Source organism: Stieleria maiorica (assembly GCF_008035925.1).
In the GTDB taxonomy this organism is placed as follows: Bacteria; Planctomycetota; Planctomycetia; order Pirellulales; family Pirellulaceae; genus Stieleria; species Stieleria maiorica.
In genome coordinates, this window is record NZ_CP036264.1 from 4,107,697 (window position 1) to 4,129,283 (window position 21,587).

Genomic DNA, 21,587 nt, shown 5'->3' on the forward strand with positions numbered 1-21,587 from the left:
AGTGGTGTATTTCCTTCAGTCCTTGACTCATGCCCCATCCTCCTCAGCGACGCTTGAGGTGTCGTATTCTGGAATTGAGTAACGGGGTGTCACAGTTTGTGTGACATAGGCGTCAGATAAATCACGATAGAATCCCACTTCCCGCAGTCGCGTCTTGAACAACGCAAGGTTCTCACGCAATGCCTCCCTGTCAGTGATACTCGCCTCGCCAAAGCCATCGTTTGGTGGCAGACGGTCGACATAAATCCCGTATCGTTCGCGAAGAAATAGCAGAACCTCCTCTATTCTCATCTCGGTGGTATGGAAGCCACGACGCCCTCCTGGCCGAAGCACGGCGATCTGCAATAAAACTTCGAGCAGCCGGCCATCGAGTACAACGCGACGCTTTGAGTTGCGGACTCTCGGTTGTGCTAAAAGTGCCCCTTGATCGTTCTTCATCATCAGCGAGTCGAGAGCCGTAACAATGTTTCGACGATGCCCCGCAGCTTGCAGGCCAACGATGATTTCAATGTAGGTCTCGAAATCTGACAGTCCCATGTCGACAACAGCTTCAATTTCCGGTGCGATGTCTTCCTTCGATGCCCCCGAACTCGTTTCTAATACACCCGCCAAACGACTACTGAAAAATGCTTCGCGTTCATTCTTGTGTGTCGGCTCCAACAACTGAAGAAGGTCTCCAATCGCGAATCCGTTGTCTGGACGAATCAATTTGCCCTTCTTTACAAGATGTTCTGCGAACTCGTCGAGCTTCTTGATGGTGTAATTCGCTTTCACGAAGCCTGTAATTCTTCCAAAGTGAACATCCGCGCTTCGTTCGGCCAACGTCGCCATGTGAGATCCTGGCACGTTCGCTACGTCTGCGAGTAAATGAACCCGATAAGGGCAGCCACCATGTGGTTCAGTCAGGTTTCTCGGCTGCATGGGGCAGTTGCCGGTAGCACAGGTTGGGTCCGCAGATCGACGCTTGATGAGTAGCGGCAGCAGCTTGAACAGCCTCAGGTGGTAGAGTGCCATGTGAAATGACAACAAAATCTTCAAATACTCCACCATGACGCTGCGCGGAATGAAGTTTTGATACACAAGAAGCCCAATCACGTCATCGGCCATAAGGTCCGCAGAACCAACGCAGACAGGCTTTTGGCTGTCTCGTTCCTTTGTGTTGTCCGCGATGTCCTGAGTTACCTGGTTGCACAATGCCAGCAATGCCTGCGTTTCCACGTCGATCTGAGTATTTGCGTCAAACTTGTCAGTGTTCAGGTCTTGTCCGGGAAAGAAGAACCGCTTGAGCTGGTCAATCGCGTTCTGACCATTGTGTCGAGCGTGGTAAAGCGTTTCATAGATGTGCTGGGCAGCTCCATAGTCTCGGCACTTCTTCGCGTTGCGAAAGCGGTATGTGAACCCGTGGAGCGGTCGGGGAGCGGCGATCGCCTGATTCGATTTTCCCCGATTCACAATGTCCATCAGGTGCGTTTCAAGCCATTGCTCCAAGACTTTCGGATACTTGTCAAATCCGCCGAACAGTTCTGGATGCTCCAGAAACTCGTTTGTGAAATCCTTGAGAGTGACGTCTACCGTTCGGCGAATACGGCTAGGTAGCCCACTATGACGGATACGAGCAAGCAAAGTCGTCAAGACGCGATCCATCTCGATCTGCTTGAACTCAAGGTAGCTGGTCTTTGTTAGACGGAAGTCTTTGTCTTTTTTAGAAAGTGCCATGTCTAAACCTCCGTTCCGACGTGTTCGAGGTTTAGCCGTCCCGATTCCTCTCGCTCGACGCGGAAGAAGTCATGGCCAGTAGTTGTGAGCAACACCTCTTGATACGGAGCTGAACTAAGCAGGTTTTTGAAGATTGCCAGACTGAGATAATAACCCTGCAACTCCTCCACAGTCGGGCGATAGCCATGATTCAATCGGTAGAGCATCTCGAACACATCGAGGTTCACATCGAGACTGGCGACCAGACCCGCTTCGCTATGAAAACTCAAAATCAGACTGGTCGGCATGTGTTCTACGAATCGAGCTCGGCTGGCCGAGTCATCAACCTGCAACTGAAATCGCTCCGCTGGGAACAATCGGTAACTTCGCATCGCCCCGTTTGGTACGTCTCGAACCTGCAAGACCAGCTTCCCCTTCATCCGTTCGGGATTCGTCAATCCCTCGCCCAAATTGATTGCTCGGATCAACGATTGGAGAACATCCTCTGGTGGAACTTCACCGCGAACGACTTGCAGCATTTGACCGGCTGAATGATAAGGCAGCATCCTTCGCCATGAATCATCAATCCTTTCAAAGTAATGCCGCCGCTTTGCCATCGACACATACGACTGATGTGCGAAGAATCGGTCGCTACTGGCTTGACCCGAGTGATTCCAAGGCAGGTCGTTGTACAAACGCGAGAATATTTCCGTGTCGTATTGTCCGCGCTGGTCGAAGCCCAAAAGTCCTTTCAACTGGTCTGGAGATTGAAAGTCCAAAGCACGATCGAGACGAGGATCTGTGGCCTTGCCGACATCAATCTCTGCCAACAGCGAAAGTAGGCGATCGGCCGAGCCCGATTCACCGCCCATCCAGCTGTTGAAGTAGAACGAGTTGGCAATCTCTCGTGGATTTCCGCTGGCGTACAGCTCGTGAATCTCCTCGCAATTCCGTGTCCCTGCGATCATGAAAGACAGCGACGAACCGAGATCGCGAAGCGTCACATGCTGTCGGCCACGCAAGTCACTCAGCGTGTAGAGCGTCTTCAGCCGTTCAGTGACCAATGGTCCGGCTGTGTCATCCTGGAACGTCTTCACATTGTGGAGGACGTAGCATCGCTCGCGGAGGTCGCAGCTATCACAGCGTTTCCAGAACTTCTTGTGCGTCATCCGTTTCAGCAAGCGTTCCAGTATCGACGGCTGCCCATCTGAGCTATTGGCAACAATACTTCGCAAGTTGAGGTTGACCATGGCAATTCCATCGTCAGGGACACCGCTTTCGAGTCCTTGACGAACCAGAGTCAACAAGTGCGGATAATCCTCAGCATGGCTTTCGAGGAAATCGACAAGCCGCCCTTCGTTGATCGCGATAAGTCGAGTCTCATCCGTGGGCCATGCGCTGGCATCATCTCCTTGAAACGGCTCCAGAAATTCAGTGAGAACCGCCTCATTGGTAACGTCGCCTTCGTCCTGGCTGCCATCGTAATTGCTGCGAAACTTCCGTCCCTTCAACTCAAATGTGGCTCCATTGCCACGCGGCGCAGGAGTCACCGTCGCACCGTCCGACTTCGCTTGCTGTTCCAGCTTTTGCAGGAATGCCGTTTTGCCGTCACCAGCATTTCCCGTGATAATCACCAACCGAAACTCACCGTCGAGCGAAGCGGGGATGAGTTCCCGGTCAAGGGCTGTCTCAACGTATATCTCGCCATCCAGTGTCAGCCCACGAGTGCCTTTGTTGTTGCGTCCCTGGCTGTAAAGCGTGAGAAGCACGTCCACGAAGGGATTCGTGTTTGGCTTCGCAGCAGAATCGAGTGTGGACGGCACCTTCCACGTGATGGTTCCTTCTGTTTCCTCTGGCGCGGTCATTCGCAACGAACTAATGGCCTGCATCGCCTTGAGTATGTCATCCGCCGACTGAAAGCGTTCGTGCCTCTCGGGGTGAATCACTTTCCAGAGAAACTCAACGACTGGTTGTGGCAAATCACCACAAGTCGACTGAGCGTACGAGCGAGGGTCTTGAGCCATCGTTCCGCGCGGGGGCGTGGACGCATTCCAGGGATACTTGCCCGTGATCGCTTGATACAGCGTCACACCAAACGCATATAAATCACGATCCTGAAGGTCAGTCCGAGTCGGCTCGACGCCCAGTTCGTAGTCCGGTGGAAGGTACTTGCGTGTTCCACCATGCTGCTCGGTTTCTTCGCTGACATCGACCGACACATTGAAGTCGATAATCTTGACACCTTCCGACGTCCACAGCAGGTTTCGAGGTTTGATGTCGCAATGGTAGACGTTGTGCTTGTGAAGGTGTGCCAGACCCTCCACGACCTGTTTGCCCATTTCCCATGCGTCGCCCCGTTGCAGCGCATGGTTTTCAATCAGCCCACCAACGTCGTAGCCTTCAACGAAGTCAAACGCGATGAACGGCAGGTCACCGGCAAGGAATCCGGGAGTGATGACCTTCACCACATAACGGTGCTGGGGAAGTTGGTCGAGCAGCATGGTCTCCTGCTTGACCTTCTCAATCGAAGAATAACGACCAGGCAGGATGATCTTGACGACAATCGGGCGTTCACGAAGCGAGTCAAATACTTTGTAAACGACGCCAAAGCCGCCTGAACCCAGCTTCTCCAAAACCTTGTATTGCTTTGTGAGGTCGTAGCCGGCGGGAAGGTCTTTGAAATTGACAATGGAATCGTCCGAGTCTTCTCCACCGGTTTCAGGTTCCTCCGTTGACGGTGGTTCGCCGTCGCCAGAGTCGCTCGGTGGCGCAAGAATCTTTTCAAGTTCGCCGAGGGCTTCCTTTGCACTGGGACGCTTGTCTTTGTTGAAAGCGCACATGGCTTGCAACCACTCATCGAATCCATCAGGCAAGTCGGGCTGATGTTTTGAAGCGACAACGGAGAAGACACAGCTCTGATCCATCATCTCGCTGGCATTTCCGAACGGTCGCTCACCCGTGAACAACTCGTAGAGCACGATGCCAAGAGAGAAGACGTCGGAAGCCGTTGATGCCTGACTGGGATGGCCGCCCGCTTCGGTACGACACTCCAGCGGTTGATAGTCGCTCTCCAGATCATCGACGATCTCAGACGCAATCGTTGATGTCCGTTCGGTTCCGCCTCGGGCGTGGTCGAAGTTGATCAGTCTCGCCTGTCCGTCAATTCCAAACAGAATTGTGCTCGGACAGATATTCCTATGGATCACATTGTGGGCGTGTGCATGAGTAAGCCCGCTCAACAGATCCTTGGCCACACGAACTTTCTGATCGAACGTCAAAGCCATATCCGGGCGTTCGATATGCAACCGCAGAGCTTGGCCGCTCATGTCCTCCACTACTAGCACGTAGCGATCTTCATCCTCGTTGGGAAAGAAGTCCCGAGCCGCCTGGATTGCAGGATGCGTCGGTAAGGAGCTAAGTGCCTTGTAGGCGTTGGAGATACGCCGAAGTTCCGCCGCCTTTTCCTCCTCGGTGGCGTACGGGTCGACGGAATAAACACGCAGAACAACGCGGCCACCACTCTTGCCGACATACGTGTTGTATGCGCGGAACTCAGAGAAGTGGTCCGTCCCTCCCAGCTTCTCACTGACAACCCAGCTGCCATACCGGGCTGGCCCCTGAATCGGTTTGGCGCTTCCCTGAATGGCTTTGATCGTGTTGCCGGTGTATTTCTTGATGTTGTTCAGGAAGCGGTCGGGAATCCGTTTGTTGTCCTGAAAAAAGCGAGCACTTTTGGCGAGGGTCGTGGTGTTGGGCGCGTCCTTGCCTGTGGAATCAGACAAGTGAGCGGTGGGGGCCGTCAGGATGACTGCCGCATCGCAGTAAACCTTCCGTAGATTCGGATCGGCATGATTGCTATCGCCGATCAAGCCGCTCAGAGCTTTGGCGTGTCCTCGCAACTTCGGTAAAGGGGAACTGAACGGCTGGCGTCCTTCGGGATACCATTTGCTCCCATAGACGTCGATATTGCCATTCGTCCCTTTGACGTCGACCAGATAAACCGCGTGCGGCGCGATGATCGCGAGGTCGATCTCAAAGATCTCGTTACCGCGTCGGATCTCGAAGTTATGCAGAATCGTGTAGGTGTCAGGGAGATGATCGCGCAAGTGAACAATCGCCTGTCGCTCGGAGTCGTTGACCGGTTGTCCGATTGCAATCACCATGGCCATCAGGCGTTCTCCTTGACCAACGCTACGACACTTTCGAGAGCATCCGTTTCCTTCCTGTATGCAGCGTCCCGTAGTGCGAATGCTTGAGTAATGAGGTCGTTTACTTGCTCCATGTCGGATTTCGAGCCTTTGGGAACAGGAATTTCTGCCAACCCTTCAGGATGCAAATCTTGTTGCTTTGATCCTGTTGCAACTGAGCGGATCAACCTAAATGCTGAACGTGATCGCATGAAAGCATAGAGCCACCCACAGAGGCTCTCATCTTTCGGGACAACTCGGAGAATATCATTTGAAAACAGCCAATCTGACGTTAGATCACTTACGTACTGTGCACGTCCAAACGTCTCCGCCTCACCAAATGTTCCGCGAGCAGCGATCAAGGTAGTCCCTGGAGAACAGAATGCAGAATCAGGAACCCCTCTTTTCGCGATGTGTTTAGGTCGTGGCCGGAACCGGAATAGTTGACGCTGGCCAATCAGGTGGACGCCAAATCCTTCGTCAACTGGAATCCGCTTGAACCCTGGTCCTTTCCGAAGGGTTCCGCGACTAACGAGGCTAAGAAGTGGTGAAGCTCCACACGAATTTATGTTAGCCGCTACACTTCGTGCCTTCTCCGAAAGATTCCAAGCGCGCAAGGTCCTCTGTCTCACATTCCCCACAAATCCCAGTTCCCGTCCTTGTCCAAACCAATTCCCTTCATCCAAGTCGCGAAGACCTACGCTTGCGAACACGGCATTTGTTGCCTGATGGATCAAAGAAGTTGACTGAGCACGAAGCTCGGCAGCTTGCAGATACGCCTTGCTAATTTCTTGTCGAACTGAGGTTGCAGGCCACGGTATCTGAAGGCGATCGACGTCAGGCGGTTCTATATGCTTGACGCTACCTCCACTGATGGACTGACGAACTGAATACCACCCCAATCGCGACGCGAGAAAGGCGCCCAGATAACCTCGGTATTCGGAATTGTCGGCAATAACTCGGATTAGATCGTGAGAACCAATTACTCCGTCTAGATCCTTCCGACAAAGCATTGACCAGCCCAAGTTCATCCCTGAGCAAGTGACAATAATCATCTCTGCTGAAAGCCGAAGTTGATCGAGAACGTCACCTTGACTTCGGCTGATCAATCGACTTCCGAAATAATCGGATCTGTCCATGTCGGCGGCTGATACGTAGGGAAAACCGTAGTCAGGATTATTGACGTAGTTGCGTTTGAAAATCGGTCCTCGGAAAGTCTTCGCGATATCTCCAACTGATCTTTTTTCGCCTGGCCACATCTCCAGGGCATCGAGGAGTTCCTGATCCTCGCTCAGAAACGAATTTGCATTGAGACGTCTTTCTCGCCGCAGTGATCTCCGCAGTTTTACAGTCCCAAGAAGCATCTTACTTTCCCTTCCAAGTCTTGGACTGTTTCTGAAACTGTCGGTAAGCCTCGGCGATCAATGGAAGATCATCGTCGACCTCTTTTTCTGGACGGCGTAACGTTCGAGTAACCCACTCACCGTTGTGCCTCACGCGTTCTTCCCACACGAGTTCGCGAACAACTTCGTCTCCTTCAGGAGTGCGACGATAGAGTGTGTTCCCTTTGCGGTCGTATCCAACAGCTTCTGCAATCGCCATGAAGACGTCGTAATCCGAGTCAGGGTTGAGATCATCTCTCGCAATCTCTTCTGCTGTCTTCTTCTTCAGGAATAGCAGGCTGGTAAGAATATTGACGTTGGCATCGACAACGAAAGTTTCGATAGGAAGGCTGACCGACGCCAAAACATATGCGTGCCGAAGTATCCATGCGCGAATGGGCTCATCACCTGCGTTGCTCAGGATGCCATCCGGGAGCACGATCCCCATTCGTCCACCGGGACGCAGCCATTCGAGGCATCGCTCGATAAACAGAATCTGCGGGGCAACGGAGCTCTGAATCTTCCCAGTGTCGCGATAAGTACCAGCTTCGGTTCGCTCCCACTCATGCGCCAGTTGATAGTGCCGGAGAATGTTGGGGTCCGTGACCGGAATATCGGCTCCAAACGGTGGATTTGTCATCACAACATCCATCGTTCCGAGCTTCCCACGCTTATTCATGTAACCAACGCCATCCAGATGGCCATCTGGAAACTCCAGTGAGTTCATGTGGAAGATATTGGCCATTTGGTTACATGCCATCACGACATTCATTTGCGATGCACGAACCAAAGCGCGATCAAAATCAGCCGCGAACAGGTTCGATTTGACGAACTTCTTCAGCCGCTTTTGGTGGGAAACGAACTCCTCGGTCGATTCTTTGGACTGATCGACTCCACTCTCATCGTGGAACTTCTTGTTCAGATATGCCAAGGTTGCGATCAAGAATCCGCCGGTGCCGCACGAAGGGTCAATGATGCGTTCGTCTTCGTTCGGAGCGAGCATCTCAACCATGAGCTTGATTGCGTTTCGTGGCGTGAAGAACTGACCGAGATCCCCACGTAAGTTGCTACGAACAATCTCTTGGTAAGCGGCTCCCTTGGCGTCAGTGTCCGTCCGACTGAAGTCATACTTCGCGAGTTCAGACGCCATGAAAGCCAGCGCCCGATCCGAAAGATCTATTTCCTCGTTACCCTGAAAGATCCGGCCATACTTCTCACCGGCATACTCGTCCCGCGTCGCATGAAACAGAGGAATGATCCGCTTTCTGATTGCCTGCTGTCCCTCTTTTTCAAAGCGTTCGTTTGGTGCCACCCAGAAGCGTCGATCACCGTTCGTCTGACGCTCGTCGTACATCTTGGCAAAGATCAGGTAGAGGAATTGCCAAAAAGCCGCGTCTTTCTGCATGCCCTCGTTGCCGTGAAGAAAGTTATGACAGCGACGAAACGTAATCCTCAGAAGTTCGGGGTCAGCTTTACGCAATTTCGCATGCGAATGAACTTCCTTCGTGCCTTGTGAGTCATCCGCAAGTGGCCAGTCACCAGCAGGTTCAAAACTGGCCTCGAATCGTCCTTCATCCTTTCTAAGGAAAAACAATTCTAAGCCGTTGGTCCAAAGGCCCCACTGGCAGGATTCAATCGCCTCCATCAGATCCTTGAGCTCGTCAAGGTCTTTAGTGGCTTGTTTGTGATCACGAAGGGTAAATGTCCCTTTTTTGCCAAGTTTGGGTTCGGGCTTACAGATTACGACACGATGCAGGTTTTCAACTTCATGGTCGCTGCCAGTTTTGAAGATGGCGATGTCGACGCCTTTGCGTTTACTCCCGACCTTGACCTTGAAATTGGGCTCCATGTCATCGGGGGAGAATCCATATTCATGAAAGATGGCACGCGCGATCCGCTGACGGACCTTCTCCTTAGCCGATTCCTTGACCGGTTTCCCCGTGATGTAGTCGACGATCTTGCCGTCCTCGATCGACGCGGCATCGTCTTCCGACATTTCGTCGTCCATCGTGTCGACGTCGGAATCGCTAACGACCTTCTTGGCCTTCTTCTTTCCCACGGATGTCGAGTCCTTGTCTACCAAACGGTGTTTCGAGGTGGATGATCCCGGTGCTACGCCGATTTCCCTGCGGAGCGTTCCAGCTTTCGCAGTATCTGCTCTAACTCCTTCCGCTTGAAAAGCCGGTAGTTGTTGAGCGGATGCCGATACTCCGTCAGCTTTCCTTCCGCACCCCAGGCGCGAACCGTATTCGGGCACACTCCAAGGATTTCGGCAGCTTCTTTCACACGAACGAAGCCTTCGTCTTTCAACATGACGCTCCCTCCCAACAGGCGGAATGCGGTCTGTCGACCAAAACCAAACCTTACCAATAGTTCCACCATTTCTCAATCAGGCCCTCGGATTCCATGACGATTCGTTCCACGACTTTGCGGGCTGGGAAAGCTGTGATTGCTGAACTGGGACCGAAAACGCGGCAAGTACCTTGATGCCCCTGGCATAGCTCTGGGAACTCGCTTCTCAGGCGATCGCGCCCCGTGTGAACTGGATCAATCCGGTTTGCGCGGGGCTTTTCTCGTTTCGGGGCCGGTGGTCGGTCCTGTGTTCGTTTTCTGTAACTCGGAGGAACTAGCCTTGTCGCACATCGTTTCGATTCAAACAGAAGTTCGTGATCCCGTCGCCATTCGGTCGGCGTGTGATCGACTCAAGCTGCCGGAGCCCGTCTTCGGTCAGGTGAAGCTGTTCAGCAGTTCGGCGACCGGCTGGGCTGTGCAGTTGCCTGCGTGGCGGTATCCGGTCGTGGCCGACGTCAACACCGGCAAGCTCGCCTACGACAACTACAACGGTCGCTGGGGCGAGCAGAAACAGCTCGACCGGTTCCTTCAGGGATACGCGGTCGAGAAAGCCAAGATCGAAGCCCGTAAGAAGGGGCACTCGGTCATCGAGCAACCTCTGGAAGATGGCTCCATCAAACTGACCGTAAGCGTCGGAGGTGCTGCATGAGCAAGACCATCGAAATCACAGTCCTGCCCAATGGTCAGACCAAAGTGGAAACCAAGGGCTTCGTCGGTGCGGAGTGTCGACATGCCAGTCAGTTCATCGAGAAGGCGCTGGGGCAGCAGACGGACGAAGTCCTCAAAGCCGATTTTCATCAATCGGCCTCGCGTCAGCAGTCGGTGCAGGAAGAAGGCTGACCGTGACCAACGTCCGCCGTCGTGTCCTGCGCCCGCAAAGTTCTAACGCGGAATCCCGCCGTCGCCAGCGAAGGCTTCAAAAGAAACTGGATCAACTCACCAAAGAACGCGAATCCCTCAAACGCTGGATGTCGCGACTGAAGCGAGCCTTTCACGCGATGGAGAAGCTGCAAACCAAGATCGCTCGACTTGAACGACAGGTTGAGCAGCTTGAAGCAGAGCTTATCGAGTCCGCTCCCGAATAGCGGTCCCTCCATCTTTTTATTCAACACTCAACAGGAGTCCGTGTATGTCATTGACTGAACGGTTCGGGGAGTACGTGCGCGCGTGTTTCTCGGGCATCTGGATTGAAAGCCATGAGCATCAGGATGCACTGGTGGCCATCGCGCAATTATGTCATCAGGAAGACTGGCGGCTCGCCACCTGGGACATTGAACAAGGACTGAAAGTCCCCGGTGCTGAGATCGAAGGAACAGGCAACGATCCGTTGGCAGCGATTCGCGCCGTCAACTCACTGGTCACGCCGGATGGGACTGCGATTCTGGTGCTTCAGAACTTTCACCGCTTTTTGCAATCTGCGGAGATCGTCCAGGCGATCGCCCAGCAGATAATCGCTGGTAAGCAGAACCGGACGATTCTCGTGGTGCTCGCACCCATCGTGCAGTTGCCGATCGAACTCGAAAAGTTGTTCGTGATCATCGAGCATGAACTCCCCGATCGTGAACAGCTAGGTGACATCGCACGCGGGATCGCGACCGAAGACTCTGAACTGCCAGACGGCCCAGAGCTGGAAACGGTCCTGGATGCCGCTGCCGGTTTGACTCGGATGGAAGCGGAAAACGCTTTCAGCCTGTCACTGGTTCGGCATGGTCGCGTGACGCCCGAAGCAGTCTGGGAATTGAAAACTCAGACGTTGAAGAAGTCCGGTTCGCTCGAACTGCATCGAGGTCAGGAAGACTTCAGCAGCCTCGGTGGTTTGTCGGCATTGAAGTCCTTCTGCAAACGGGCACTTTTGCAACCAAGCCGGGGAGATGAGCGACGACGGCCGCGAGGCGTACTGTTGCTGTCACCACCCGGATGTGGCAAATCGCAGTTCTGTAAAGCACTGGGAAAAGAAGTCGGCAGGCCCGTGTTGATTCTGGACGTTGGCAGCCTGATGGGTTCGCTCGTCGGGCAGTCGGAGGAACGGACTCGGCAGGCGTTGCACGTTGTCGATGCGATGGCGCCATGCGTGCTGATGATCGACGAAGTCGAGAAAGCGTTCGCAGGTGTGAACGGCAACGGTGACTCGGGCGTGTCCTCGCGGATGTTCGGGACGTTCCTGAGTTGGCTCAACGATCACTCGTCCGACGTCTTTGTCGTCTGCACCGCGAATGATGTTTCCCGGCTCCCACCGGAGTTCGGGCGCAGCGAGCGCTTCGATGGCATCTTCTTCCTCGATCTTCCCGGTCGTGAGGAGAAGGACGCTATCTGGAACATCTACCTGACGTTGTTCGAGATCGACCGTGATCAGCGGATGCCCAATGACACCGACTGGACCGGCGCGGAGATCAAAGCCTGTTGCCGACTGTCGGCACTGCTTGATGTTCCATTGATTCAGGCCGCTCAGAACGTGGTCCCCATCGCGCTGACGGCCAACGAAAGCGTGGATCGCCAACGAAAGTGGGCCAGCGGTCGCTGCCTTTCCGCTAATCAGCCAGGCATCTACCAGTCCGGTAAAACGTCAAGGCAACGTCGTCGCGTAAGCCGTGATCCATCCAATAACTAATCCTCATCACAAAGATGAATCTTGATCTACCGGGATGCGACCAGCGTGGTCCCGCCCGGCTTGTTTTCATTCTGGAGATCCTACCATGACCACATTACTCGATGAACCGCAGACCCAGCGAACCGTCTCTTCCAGCGATCGACTGCGGACGACGATGGCAGCAGCCCGACTCAGTTTCAACTGGCTGGGCGTGCGCAAGTCGTTGACGTCGGCACAGAAGAACCAGGCGGCAGACTCGTTCGGCGCGGAAGGGAAGTTCCTTTCCGCAGGGAAAAAGTTGCTCGATACGTCACACCCCGCATACAAGGCCGTCACGGCCATTCGGGGGCGAGCAGTCGCATACTGGAAAGGCGTGTCGCTGCCGTTCCCGGAGCCAGGCATTCGATTGATTCGGCAGGACTCGATCACCGACTTTGATCAGCAGATAGCCGAGTTTCGGGAAGAACTGGACGACGCAGTTGCGGAACTCGACCGCCACTATGACGAGCTGCGATCACTCGCGCGGGAACGGCTTGGTGATTTGTTCAACGTAAGTGACTACCCGACCACGTTGACCGGGATGTTTGCGATTGAGCACGATTATCCGAGTGTCGAGCCGCCAAACTATCTGCGGCAGCTCAGCCCGGAACTTTACGAGCAGGAATGTCGCCGGGTGCAGTCACGATTTGACGAAGCGGTACGCCTCGCCGAGCAGGCATTCCTCGATGAGCTGGCCCGGTTGGTTGATCACATTACCGAGCGATTGAATGGTGAGGTAGATGGAAAACCGAAGGTCTTCCGTGATACGGCGGTCACCAATCTCACCGAGTTCTTCGAGCGATTCCAGGCGCTGAATGTCCGGTCCAACGATCAGCTTGACGAGCTGGTCGGTCGAGCTCAGCAAGTATTGGGCGGTGTGGCACCGCAGCAACTTCGCGATAACGGTGCCTTCCGGCAGCAGATCGCCACTCAGCTTGCTGGGGTGCAGTCGTCACTGGATGGCCTGCTGGTCGATCGTCCCCGCCGGAACATTCAGCGTCGACCGCGTTGAAGGAGGTCAACTTGCAACTGCTCATCGAACCTACCGGAAACTGTCGCTGCGTTTATTCGGAAGCGATCGATGTCCGGCAGATCGGCGAAGCCAGTATCCGCCGTGGCTCGCATGTTGAGCCAACATCGGATGGTCGCTGGACCGCCGACCTGTCTCCCGTAAATGGTCCCGTGCTGGGGCCGTTTCCAAACCGCAGCGAGGCGCTCGACGCCGAAGTTGCGTGGTTACTCGCCCACTGGCTGACGCCGGCCGAGTAACAACAACCTGATCCTTTCGCTTCGCATCGTGCGGGGCGGTTGTGTTTCTTCACGACCGTCCGGCGCAGGGCGGTCGTTTACTTCCACCTTGGAGCAAACGATGACCCAACAAGAAATCGATGACGCCGTCTGCGTGGCGACTGGTGACACACTGTGCGACGTTCGCCGCATCGGATTCAGTATTGCTGACCCCCTCGAAGTAAATTTTGACCCCGAGCCTGACGACTTACCTCCCAACATTATCGACTGGGATCAGCTTGAACTGGAACGCAACTACGCCATGTATCCCATGCGTCGCGATCGCCGACGTTGGGCTGCCTGATGGCAGCAGGCAACGATCCCAAACGCCGACAACTCGATGAGTTCTATGCGAGCTACACCGTGTTTGTCGGCGTGCTTTGCTTTGTCGCATTCTTTCTGTTTGGTTGGGAGATCATCCTCACTTGGATTTTCTTCCGGTCCGGAATGCGGCTCTTTCATGACGTGATGACCGATTCGCCGGTGTCACGTCCACCACCAACCCAACACAAGAGGAGGTGCCGTGATTGAACTCACCCGCAAACAGATTCATCTCATCCGCTCAACGATTCGGCAGGCCCTTGGAATCACCTCAGCGCGTCGGGCACCGATTGTCACGTTTCGAGCAACTCCAGTCGGGCTGCTGATTCAGTCCTTCTCGGATAACATCGCGGTTGAACATCGCATCGAAGGCGATTTCCGCCCCAGCGTTATCACGTTGCCCTATGAAGCGCTACAAGCCTGCGAAGGCAAACGGAACGATCAAGTCGGCATCCAGCGCGATGGTGACACGATCACAGTTCAATGGCTCGATGGCGGCATCCCCCAAACCGCTCAGTACAACCATGCCGAGCCGGTCGAAGTTCCCGAAGCACCAACAGAACTCACGGGCATCGACCGCGAGTTTATCCCGGCGATGGCGGAAGCCGTCGCAACGACCGACAACGAATCGTCGCGTTTCGCGCTGAGTTGCGTTCGACTGCGCGGCTCGGACGGCCAGATTGCCGCCACGGACGGACGTCAGGCATTGATGTACTCGGGATTCTCATTCCCTTGGGATGACGAACTTCTGGTTCCCGCCACGAAGGCGTTCAGTTCCAAAGCCTTCAGCAACGCAGCCGAAGTGTCGATTGGGCGTTCCGACGAATGGGTTTCGATCCAGGCAGACAGTTGGACGCTGCATCTGAAGATCGAGAAGGACGCTCGATTTCCCAACGTGGACGATCATGTTCCGGCTGTCGATGCCGCCACATCCACAATGATCCTCGCCGATACGGATGCCGAGTTCCTGACTCAAGCCTCTCGAAAGCTCCCAGCAGCTTCGGAGTTCAATGCGCCGGTAACCGTTGACCTCAATGGCTCGGTTGCGATCCGAGCCAAGAGTGCGGACCAGGAGTTCGGCACCGAACTCGTCCTCAGTAACTCGCAACGCTCGGGCGAAGAAATGCGATTCAACACGAATCGTGATTATCTCCGTCGGGCGGCGTCGCTGGGGTTTCGACAGATCTATCTGCAAACAGCGGCAGCTCCCGCATCCTGTCGTGACGACCGTCGCTCATACATCTGGGCGCTGCTCGGCAAGGAAGGGGCAATCACTCCCGACGCCAAGCTCACTCGCATCGAGTCTCCCTACGATTCACAGAAACCATCTCCACAAAGAAGGACCACGATTCCCATGCGAAACACGAAACTTCCCGCACCGCCCCGAAACCGCGCCGAGAAACCTGCCAGTGTGCTAGCAAAGGCCGAGGCCCTGCGTGATTCGCTGAGCCAGGCGCTGACTGACACTCGCGGATTGATCTCAGCCATCAAAGCCAAGCGGAAGCAGAACCGGCTCGTCGAAACCACACTTCGGTCGCTCAAGCAACTGGAGAACATCGGCGCGTAATCTCCGCAGATCATTCATCACACACTCTCGGCTCGGTTTCATTCTCGGATGGTGCCGGGCTGTTTTCTTACCTACCAATGAGGAGGCATCCACATGCCCGTACAGATCAACATTGGCCTCAATAAGAAAGTTGGCGAGGCCAATTACGGCAGCCGCGGCGCTTCGGTCAATCTGGAAGTAGAACTCGATTCGGGAATCATTGAGGACCCGGATCGCCTGCGAAGCCAGATCAACAAACTGTTCGGACTGGCTCGCGATTCGCTCAATGCCGAACTGCATCAAGATGATAAGAATCATTCCACCAATGGGCATCACCGTAACGGCAATAGCCAGACGAATGGCAACGGCTACTCACACCGCTCAAACGGAAGCCGTTCCTCGAACGGTCGCGGCGCGACACAGAGTCAGGTTCGAGCCATCAACGCGATCGCTAACCGCAATCGGATTGACCTCGCTCCGTACCTCCAGCAGCACGGAGTTCAAGCCGTCGCTGACCTGAGCATCGGCGATGCGAGCGTGTTGATTGACGAATTGAAAAGCCAGCCAGCAGGGAATGGAGGCCGTGGATGATCGCAGTTTCTCAACAACCACGTGCCGCGCCAGTTGTCCAGCGGGACTATGTTAGTTTCTCGGCGATCAGTACCTACCAGCAATGCCCGCTTCGGTATTACTTCCGCTATATCGAAGGTCTTGAGGAACCGTTCGTAGCAGCCAGTCTTGCTCTCGGCGGCGCCGTTCACAGTGCGGCCGAGTTTCACTTCAATGAGTTGATATGCGGTAACTCTCCGCCTGATCACGACACGTTGTTGAGTGTTTTCTGGGATGAGTGGAAGTCGCGTGCCGAGACTGCGGAGATCCGATTCGGCAAGAAGGATGATCTCGACTCAATCGCCAAGACTGCTGATCGGATCATCGCTGCATTTCGTGAGAGCGACATTGCGAAGCCGAAAGGCAATATTATTGGCGTGGAGGAGGAGCTTCGCGGCCAACTCATTCCGGGTATGCCAGAGATCCTGGGACGGATCGACATGATCACCGAAACGGATGAAGCCCTCACGATCACTGACTTGAAGACAGCTCGCACACGCTGGTCGGCTGAGCAAGCGGAACGATCGGGAGAGCAGTTGATGTTGTATGCCGCTCTCGCGAAAGACCTGATACCAGGTAAGCCAATCCGACTGGAGTTCGCCGTAATCACCAAAGCCGCCAAACCAACCGTTGATACGTTGCCGGTCACCTTCCTTCAGCAACGCGTTGACCGCACGAAGTCAGTCATGCAACGAGTCTGGCATTCCATCCAGGACGGACATTTTTTCCCATCACCATCACCAATGTCGTGTCCCAGCTGTCCGTATCGCGGACCCTGCGATGCGTGGCAGGGATAGTCGTCAATACAAAGACTGAACACCAACAAGAGGAACCACCGAATATGGAAACCGTCGTAACTCTCGCCGTTGCCGTTGGCATCGGCTACTGGGCCTACTCAGCCGGAAAACGGAACGGCTCGAAGGCTGCATTCAAGATCGGCTGGCGTCGAGGTCGAGCTTACCGAAACCGTCGAGCCTGACCTCACATCTGCGGACCCTCGAATCTCACCGCCGCCGTCCGGGGCAACTCGGGCGGCGGCTTTGGCTTTCTCTTTAGCTATCAGCCCGATCATTCGGGTAGATCAAACGGTTGAGAAGGATAGGCCGCCTTCAAACATGACTGCATCTCCACAATCTCGTCCCACTGTTGTGCTCTGCGTTGATCGAGTGCAAACATCTTTTGAACGAGCTCATTCGGTACACCCCAAGTCTCGGCGAGCAGTGTTGTCGAGATCGTCCCACCGGCAAGTGAGTCCGACAATTCAGCACCTTGCAAGACTGCTTCGTTTGCATCTACCGATTCTCCAGCCAAGCCTCTTTCAACTGTAATGTTTTCCACTTCACGTAATACGGCAAGCAACTCTCGATCGACTTCAACCAACTGCTCAGTCAATGCGATGAGTCGTCGGTCAACCGACTCATCGTCCAGAGCCTCTGCTCTCTGAATTGATTGCTCTAAGCCATGGATCACCGCTAGATGAAATTCCCGTACCGTTTCACCCTGGACCGGTTCAGGGAAACGATCTGCGATTAGGTCGGCAATAGCTGTCTTCCAATACGCTCCCGTCGAATCGCCACCTTCTTCATGTTCACGCTGTCCCAACATTGCCGGCGAGACATATCCAGCTGATTTGCCTCCTCGTGGATAAGTACCAGGAGGCCCATTTGGGGAATCTCGAAAGCCTTGCCCAATAAAAAACAGTGCTGCGATCGTATATCCGTACAAAACGGTAGTCGCGATTCCCCCAGTGAACCCCCTCGTGAATGTACGAGCGTGTCGAACGATGGACGGCCAAAACTGCTTGAATTGAAGCAATCCCCCCAAGCCCCGATTGGTATCGGGGCGCCAGCCTGAGCCTCCGGCTATTAGGTCGGCGCATGAAATGCAGGCCACCGCAAAGCATCCCCATGCCAATCTGAACGGCGCAGTCCCATCAAGTGCGTACCACATCAGAGGGACCGTCAGGGCAGCAGCACCAAACCAGAATCCTAGAATTGCACTGATGCGTCGCCAGAAGCTGTAAGGAACTGACACATCGCGATTTTCAATCCATGTAGCAATCCGCTGAACCAAAAGGCTTACGTTCTGAACAGTGCAGGAGGAGAACTGCCTGAGCGGTGCAAACAACTTTGCTCCACCGTCCTTCAACTTTGTCGACGTTTCCTTGTCCAAGTTACCCGCTTGATCGAACAGCCGTATTTTCGGGTCTTTTGCCAACATGACGACGAGCACTACGAGAACGAAGATCGCGACACACGTCGGCAAGGCTGGGACGGCGGACAGAGTCTGCGATCCCAGAGAACAGATCTGCCAGATCACACAACCCAGGAAGAATCCAATAGCGACCAGATACCTCCGCTTCCAGTACGCTGGCTTTGACCGACGTTCATCAGACATCTGCTTCGCCCTCGTCAAGATTTGTTGAACCGAAGGGCTCCGTTGCTGACGCCGATCTAACTTGAGACTCGTTGCAGTCAAAGTCGACCGTGTGCTGGCAATACACTGGCAGACGCAACTCTTGCAGGCGCAAACCAGAGTCGGTCTTTTGGGAGCCTTGATCGAAGAACAGCAAGTAGATGCCGAGGATCAGCGCGATGATTGCAGCAATCACGTAGCCGCCGAGCTCATTGATATATGTTCCAAGCGTCGGCTGGGCCTCGGTGGACAGTTTCTTTCTCAACCGGGTGACTCCGGCGAGGACGATGCCAACACCAATGATTATTGGCGATAGCTTGATGATGAGTTCTTGAAATCCAGGCATGGTTGAGCACCTCGCAAATGTGTCATGCGAGTGCTCGGGCAAACGGCGGGATCGGCAGCGCAAAAAAAGGAGCGCCGAACCGAGCCCGCTCCTCTCCAGCCCCGCCAAGGGCCAAGCCAGAACAGAACACCGGCCGACGCCCCCGGACGGGGGCGTGGCTTCGGGTTCTGCCTCTGACTGGTGAGCCTTGCGGCTCGTTGGCGGTATTTGAGAGGAAGCAGACCGACGCACACGCGTCGTATCAAATTGTCATTCAGGAGCCATAACGCTCCCGGCACATTGTTTTTATCTCCGAAAAATGTCTTTTGTTTGCCACCTCGTGGCAGCAGGGACCTACTCGTCCCAATCCCCGATCATACCTCCGAAGGCGGCATTTCTCAATCTGTGGTTGTCGCTTATGGCAGCGGGTGTAGCAACGGATTTCGGTTTTCAGGCAGCGGCGGTATCCCAGTAGGTTTTCCAGAGGTGGCTGTACATCACCGAACAGAGGCCGGCCATTCGATTCAGACGCCGCACCCGCCAGCGGCCGCCACTCTGCTTCAACCGGCGACCGACGAGGTGCTTGCACGCCCCTTCGATCGAACCGCTGCCGATCGACAGACCCCGGCGGAGCCGATCGCGGTAATGCAGGTGCGCCACGTGATGGCTCAAATAATTCCGCAGACCATCCAGACTCGCACGCTTGGTAACGGAACGAACCTCCCGGCGCGTCTGGGAAATGAGTTGCGTGATCCCCTGCCAGCCATCGTTGAGCAGGGCCTGACGCCCTTGCTCAAGCCACTCTGCGGTTCGTTCCGTCCCCTCGCCGTACAAAGTGCGGGCGGTGGACGCGAGATGCTCCACCGCATGGAAGATATCCAGCACCCCTTCGGCACCGCGCAGATGGTTCAGCTGTTCTTCCCAGATCCATTTGGCACCGTCAGCCAGGACCGTCACATGGGACGAATCCAGGATGCCCAAGCGACGTCTCCACGGTGTCCAGCGTTTGCCAAAGCGAGCACTCCCTTCGATGGCCGCGAACGCAACACGGGTCGTGGGAGCAGGCAGGTCTCGACTCGCCCAGGATTCGATCGGAGCCGCTTCCCCCACCTCGCGTTTCGAGAACATTCCCAGCTTGACTTCCCGCCACCCCCCGACGGTATTGACGCTGGTGCCATCGGTCGTGAACTCGATTTCCCCGTCCGCTTCGCGAAACTCCCGACAGGCCTCGGGGGCGGTGTTCAGCCACGTGTTCATGGCCGCGCCCTGTTGTTGCGCGATCTGGCGAATGGTGTTGTCGCTCAGAGCCAAACCACAGAACTCGGCCAGGCGCTCGGAAGAGAGATCGTACGACCAACTGGAAGCGGCCAACGCGGCGAGCCGCTGCACGTTCACGCTATATCGTCCGCAAATCCCCAAGCGTTCATCGGCCGGATACCCTCCCTGCTGACAGGTGACACAGCGCAGATAGACGCGGGAGAACAGCACTTCTCCGGCCGTCGTCATCACGATCCGCGACTTGCGTCCGTGATGGGCTTTGCTTATTCCGCACGAGCAGGTCCGGCTCGGCGCCCCTTTTTTTGAGTCTGAATCGCTTCCTGCTCGAGCGACCTCTCCAGGTTGAGTCGGATCAACTCGCGTCCCTGGCGCATGGCGAGCTCTTCGGCGACGCCGAGCACGGTGCCATCGGCGGCTTGGCTGCACGCCTGGTTCAGCTCACGAAAGTGTAAGACGGCCTGCTCCGCGATCAGCCGTTCGGTGGGGCTCAGATCTTCAAACTTCATCCCGTGGCCTCCTTGTCAAAAAGGGAAAGAAGCAACCAGAGTAACCCAAACTCCCCAATCGCGCAATCGTTTGTTACTACACCCATGGCAGCTTCCGACATATGAAAGATGCCATGCGTCGCCCCTGCCGGGTGCGCTTTAGACGGAACTGAAACTGCCGACAACCCTGCGCGTTCGCGACATGCTTTCGACTGCGACTGACCCTGCGGTCGGGCAAGCGACTCGCGTCAGCACGGAACAGGCCCCGGAAGTCATTACGCGTGAACCGTGCTCGCACGGATCGGGAATCCTCAGGGCGAATTGGCGTTCGGAATGAAGGCGCAAGCAGGCTGAGTTGATGCAGGGTGATTCATGGCTCGCGAGGAACGTAGCGGTGTTTGCCAGCGGGTTATGAAGTCGCGGCGCTCATTAGAAGCCGATTTGGGGGGTAGACGACCTCAAGCTGAGTGCGTCATTCAACGCAGCCACTGCGCCGCAAGCTATGCGTCCGGCGTTACTTATGGCTATGGACGCTTGTTGGCGGTCGCTAGACGGACAGAGCGAAGAGCCCTTCCAGCCACGAACTCAAAGCCTCGAAGCCCTCGAAATCGCTTTCCCTTGGTGGTTCAGACCGTCATTTATCGCGTTACGGGCTTGTCGTATTTCGACAGGGGGCGTGTTGGTATGAGGTACTTCATCCAGCCTGTTTCTCACCGACACGTATTCCCCACCAGAGTTTCACCTCTCAGACTCCAACGCCTCCCTTCCGCAGACCCTGGCAGTTCAGGGGCCATCGAGCCCACCGTTACAGATCGGCTATGCAGGACTGATTCTCGATCTCCAGATGAACCTGCGAGGACTCGGGGATCTGCTGCCGAAGGTTCTCAACATATTCCGTACCCCAGAACTGCTCTAACGCAGAGCGTGTGATCCTACGGCAACTGCTTTGGCGAATACGTGCTGTCAGATTTCCAGACTCGATTGCTGCCCCAGCCGTGAGTCTTTCAAGGATCGACTTTCGGAGTCGCTCGGCCTCGCGACGCTGGTGGAGCAGAGCCTGAAGTCGCTGCAACTCGTCT

General features: G+C 55.2%; 20 protein-coding genes. 11 read left to right on the plus strand and 9 right to left on the minus strand.

Features of this window, described 5'->3' with window-relative positions; translation table 11 throughout:
* Positions 1 to 27: 27 nt before the first annotated feature.
* Genes mads7 through Mal15_RS14150 form a run of 5 tightly spaced genes read right to left on the minus strand, consistent with a single transcriptional unit; the run spans position 28 to position 9,577 of the window.
* Entirely contained in the window at positions 28 to 1,716 is a 1,689-nt protein-coding gene (gene mads7, locus Mal15_RS14130; RefSeq protein ID WP_147868362.1) for a methylation-associated defense system protein MAD7, read from the minus strand.
* A 2-nt stretch (positions 1,717 to 1,718) separates the two neighbouring features.
* Positions 1,719 to 5,864: a methylation-associated defense system protein kinase MAD6 gene (gene mads6 / locus Mal15_RS14135; RefSeq protein ID WP_147868363.1), complete on the minus strand. Its 4,146-nt coding sequence runs from the start codon at positions 5,862 to 5,864 to the stop codon at positions 1,719 to 1,721.
* Positions 5,864 to 7,246 carry a restriction endonuclease subunit S domain-containing protein gene (locus Mal15_RS14140; protein ID WP_147868364.1) on the minus strand — a complete coding sequence of 461 codons (1,383 nt, stop codon included), beginning with the start codon at positions 7,244 to 7,246 and terminating at the stop codon, positions 5,864 to 5,866. Before Mal15_RS14140 ends, mads6 begins: the two co-directional genes overlap by 1 nt.
* A 1-nt stretch (position 7,247) precedes the next feature.
* A complete protein-coding gene (gene mads2 / locus Mal15_RS14145; protein WP_199773867.1) occupies positions 7,248 to 9,323 on the minus strand; it encodes a methylation-associated defense system DNA methyltransferase MAD2 in 2,076 nt (691 codons plus the stop codon).
* A gap of 53 nt (positions 9,324 to 9,376) precedes the next feature.
* The gene (locus Mal15_RS14150) at positions 9,377 to 9,577 is read right to left on the minus strand and encodes a helix-turn-helix domain-containing protein (RefSeq protein WP_144975283.1); all 201 of its coding nucleotides are present in this window, start codon (positions 9,575 to 9,577) and stop codon (positions 9,377 to 9,379) included.
* A 319-nt stretch (positions 9,578 to 9,896) separates the two neighbouring features.
* Between Mal15_RS14150 and Mal15_RS14155 the strand changes: the two genes are divergently transcribed.
* From Mal15_RS14155 to Mal15_RS14205, 11 genes are all read left to right on the plus strand, one after another.
* The gene (locus Mal15_RS14155; protein WP_147868365.1) at positions 9,897 to 10,265 is read left to right on the plus strand and encodes a DUF1257 domain-containing protein; all 369 of its coding nucleotides are present in this window, start codon (positions 9,897 to 9,899) and stop codon (positions 10,263 to 10,265) included.
* Complete coding sequence (locus Mal15_RS14160) at positions 10,262 to 10,456, plus strand: DUF2997 domain-containing protein (protein WP_147868366.1); 195 nt, start codon at positions 10,262 to 10,264, stop codon at positions 10,454 to 10,456. Before Mal15_RS14155 ends, Mal15_RS14160 begins: the two co-directional genes overlap by 4 nt.
* 2 nt (positions 10,457 to 10,458) lie before the next feature.
* On the plus strand, positions 10,459 to 10,701 hold the full coding sequence (locus Mal15_RS14165; RefSeq protein ID WP_147868367.1) for a hypothetical protein: 243 nt from the start codon (positions 10,459 to 10,461) through the stop codon (positions 10,699 to 10,701).
* A 44-nt stretch (positions 10,702 to 10,745) separates the two neighbouring features.
* Positions 10,746 to 12,224, plus strand: coding sequence for an AAA family ATPase (locus Mal15_RS14170; RefSeq protein WP_147868368.1), 1,479 nt, complete (start codon positions 10,746 to 10,748; stop codon positions 12,222 to 12,224).
* An 85-nt stretch (positions 12,225 to 12,309) separates the two neighbouring features.
* Entirely contained in the window at positions 12,310 to 13,254 is a 945-nt protein-coding gene (locus tag Mal15_RS14175; protein WP_147868369.1) for a hypothetical protein, read from the plus strand.
* An 11-nt stretch (positions 13,255 to 13,265) separates the two neighbouring features.
* Positions 13,266 to 13,511 (plus strand): hypothetical protein, encoded by a 246-nt coding sequence (locus Mal15_RS14180; protein WP_147868370.1) that lies wholly within the window; start codon positions 13,266 to 13,268, stop codon positions 13,509 to 13,511.
* A gap of 100 nt (positions 13,512 to 13,611) precedes the next feature.
* Entirely contained in the window at positions 13,612 to 13,833 is a 222-nt protein-coding gene (locus Mal15_RS14185; protein ID WP_147868371.1) for a hypothetical protein, read from the plus strand.
* Positions 13,833 to 14,060: a hypothetical protein gene (locus Mal15_RS14190; RefSeq protein WP_147868372.1), complete on the plus strand. Its 228-nt coding sequence runs from the start codon at positions 13,833 to 13,835 to the stop codon at positions 14,058 to 14,060. Before Mal15_RS14185 ends, Mal15_RS14190 begins: the two co-directional genes overlap by 1 nt.
* Positions 14,053 to 15,417 (plus strand): hypothetical protein, encoded by a 1,365-nt coding sequence (locus Mal15_RS14195; protein WP_147868373.1) that lies wholly within the window; start codon positions 14,053 to 14,055, stop codon positions 15,415 to 15,417. The genes Mal15_RS14190 and Mal15_RS14195 overlap by 8 nt, the downstream gene beginning before the upstream one ends.
* Positions 15,418 to 15,510: 93 nt before the next feature.
* Entirely contained in the window at positions 15,511 to 15,987 is a 477-nt protein-coding gene (locus Mal15_RS14200) for a hypothetical protein (RefSeq protein ID WP_147868374.1), read from the plus strand.
* Positions 15,984 to 16,802: a RecB family exonuclease gene (locus Mal15_RS14205; protein ID WP_147868375.1), complete on the plus strand. Its 819-nt coding sequence runs from the start codon at positions 15,984 to 15,986 to the stop codon at positions 16,800 to 16,802. Before Mal15_RS14200 ends, Mal15_RS14205 begins: the two co-directional genes overlap by 4 nt.
* Before the next feature lie 271 nt (positions 16,803 to 17,073).
* On the opposite strand, the gene Mal15_RS14210 is transcribed toward Mal15_RS14205, so the two are convergent.
* From Mal15_RS14210 to Mal15_RS34670, 4 genes are all read right to left on the minus strand, one after another.
* Complete coding sequence (locus Mal15_RS14210; RefSeq protein ID WP_147868376.1) at positions 17,074 to 18,402, minus strand: hypothetical protein; 1,329 nt, start codon at positions 18,400 to 18,402, stop codon at positions 17,074 to 17,076.
* Entirely contained in the window at positions 18,395 to 18,766 is a 372-nt protein-coding gene (locus Mal15_RS14215; RefSeq protein WP_147868377.1) for a hypothetical protein, read from the minus strand. Before Mal15_RS14215 ends, Mal15_RS14210 begins: the two co-directional genes overlap by 8 nt.
* A 429-nt stretch (positions 18,767 to 19,195) precedes the next feature.
* Positions 19,196 to 20,290 (minus strand): ISKra4 family transposase, encoded by a 1,095-nt coding sequence (locus tag Mal15_RS14220; protein ID WP_233903544.1) that lies wholly within the window; start codon positions 20,288 to 20,290, stop codon positions 19,196 to 19,198.
* Complete coding sequence (locus Mal15_RS34670; protein ID WP_233903604.1) at positions 20,287 to 20,529, minus strand: hypothetical protein; 243 nt, start codon at positions 20,527 to 20,529, stop codon at positions 20,287 to 20,289. The genes Mal15_RS14220 and Mal15_RS34670 overlap by 4 nt, the downstream gene beginning before the upstream one ends.
* Positions 20,530 to 21,587: the final 1,058 nt, after the last annotated feature.